The sequence below is a fragment of the Myxacorys chilensis genome, assembly GCF_059505265.1.
Window position 1 is genome coordinate 1 of sequence record NZ_JCACKG010000039.1, and the last position, 2,052, is coordinate 2,052.

The 2,052-nt window shown below is 47.2% G+C and carries 3 protein-coding genes; all 3 read left to right on the forward strand.

All coding sequences use genetic code 11. From position 1 onward, the window contains the following. The coding region (locus AC5JLB_RS02025; RefSeq protein ID WP_495872191.1) for an SDR family oxidoreductase at positions 1–732 on the forward strand (732 nt) is incomplete at its 5' end. 214 nt (positions 733–946) lie between these two features. Then, positions 947–1,075 (forward strand): hypothetical protein, encoded by a 129-nt coding sequence (locus tag AC5JLB_RS02030; RefSeq protein WP_495872192.1) that lies wholly within the window; start codon positions 947–949, stop codon positions 1,073–1,075. 94 nt (positions 1,076–1,169) lie between these two features. Further along, the coding region (locus AC5JLB_RS02035; protein ID WP_495872193.1) for an alpha/beta hydrolase at positions 1,170–2,052 on the forward strand (883 nt) is incomplete at its 3' end.

Sequence of the window (2,052 nt, forward strand, 5' to 3'; positions counted from 1 at the left end):
TTAGTCACTGGCGGAACTTCAGGAATTGGTCGTGCAACCGCGATCGCTTATGCCAAACACCAAGCAAAGGTGGTGGTAGTTGGTCGTCGCATGGATGAAGGGGAAGAAACGGTTCGATTGATCAAGGAAGCTGGCGGAGAGGCTATTTTTGTGCAAGCAGATGTCACGAAAGAAGCCGATGTTAAAGCAATGGTTGATAAAGCGGTTAGCGTTTTTGGTCGGTTAGATATTGCCTTTAACAATGCAGGAACTGTCGGCGAAAATCCCTCATTGATTGAGCAAACAGAAGCTGAATACGATCGCATGATGAACGTCAATGTCAAAGGCGTTTGGTTATCGATGAAATATGAAATCGCTCAGATGTTGAAGCAGGAAAGCGGTTCAATCGTCAATACGGCATCTGCAAATGGAGTCGTTGCACTTCCTAGCGTACCCCTCTACACCGCGAGTAAACATGCGGTAGTCGGTTTAACAAAAGCGGCTGCGCTCCAGTATGCCAAAGCGGGGATTCGCATCAATGTCGTTGCACCAGCAGCTATCGAAACAGACATGTTTGAAGCAGCTACAGGTGGGCAGGATGAAGCCAAAGCTTACTTGGCAGGACTTCACCCGATCGGACGGGTTGGAACACCGCTTGAAGTTGCAAATGCAGTTCTGTTTTTATCATCTGACCTGGCATCGTTCATAACAGGTGAAACATTGATGGTAGATGGCGGGTATGTAGCGCAGTAGTCGAAAGGCAGTGCGAAATGTTTGACACAGCACTTCAAGCGACTCACTAAAGCAACACTGAAATCGGTTCGCTAACTCCATAGGAATCTGCAAGAAGTTAAGTGTTGGAACTGACTACACTCAAGTGAACTAAGACAAAGAGAACTTAGGAGTTGATGATTTCTAAAGTGTCTTCTACCTCACCACCACAAAACTAAGGAAAGGAATCGTTACCATGAGTACCCAACCGACCGAAGTGATCAAAGAGTTTTTGGCAAATACGGCAATCGAAAAGGTCGAGGCGGCTGCCCGACGGCTCGTCGCGGAGGACGCAACATACATTTCCCTGACGGATTCAATATAAATTGCTTCACTTTATGTCCCCCAATTCTCGTCGTTCTGTAAGTCTGTTTCCCTGTCTAATAGCTCTACCTTTATCACTGCTGTTTGTGGGTTATATGACAAAATCCTCAACGCCTGCCGAGGTTCACATTACAACATCAACAGGCACTCTCTATGGCACACAGATTATTCCAACGTCTAATCTGCCAGAGCCAGTGGTGCTGATCATCGCGGGTTCAGGTCCGACCGATCGCAATGGAAACAATCCTCTAGCTGGGCAGAATAATAGTTTCAAACTCCTTGCTGAAGGATTAGCGGGTCATGGCATTGCCTCGATCCGCTATGACAAACGCGGGATTGGAGAAAGCGCAGCCGCAGGACCGGAAGAAGCTGATTTGCGTTTCGATACCTATGTTGAAGATGCTGCACTTTGGATTCAGCAATTGCAGGCAGATTCTCGTTTCTCAAGCGTCACCGTAATTGGTCACAGTGAAGGCTCTCTGATTGGAATGCTGGCGACCCAAAAAACTGGAGCAGATGCTTTTGTATCAATAGCTGGAATAGCCCAAACTGCATCACAAATTTTACGAGATCAACTGCAACCTAGATTGCCAGACGCATTATGGCAACAGAATGAGCAGATTCTTGCTGCTCTAGAGCAAGGTAACAGAGTGACCTCTGTTCCACCAGAACTCAACGCGCTCTACAGATCGAGCGTCCAACCCTACCTCATTTCCTGGTTCCGCTATACCCCTGCCCAAGAGATTAGGTGTCTCACTGAACCTGTTCTAATTGTTCAAGGAACAACTGATATCCAAGTGCCTGTCAGTGAGGCGCAAGCCCTGAAGATGGCTAAGCCGGATGCGGAGCTTAGAATTATTGAGGGGATGAATCACGTCTTAAAAGCTGTTCCATTAGACCCTGAACAGCAAAATGCTTCCTATTCTGAGCCAACGCTGCCAGTTGTGCCTGAACTCGTTGAAGGTATAAGTCAATTTG

What these genes read in the sequence shown, in the direction of transcription:
- AC5JLB_RS02030 (WP_495872192.1), top strand. Translation starts at nt 947, where the DNA reads ATGAGTACCCAACCGACCGAAGTGATCAAAGAGTTTTTGGCAAATACG.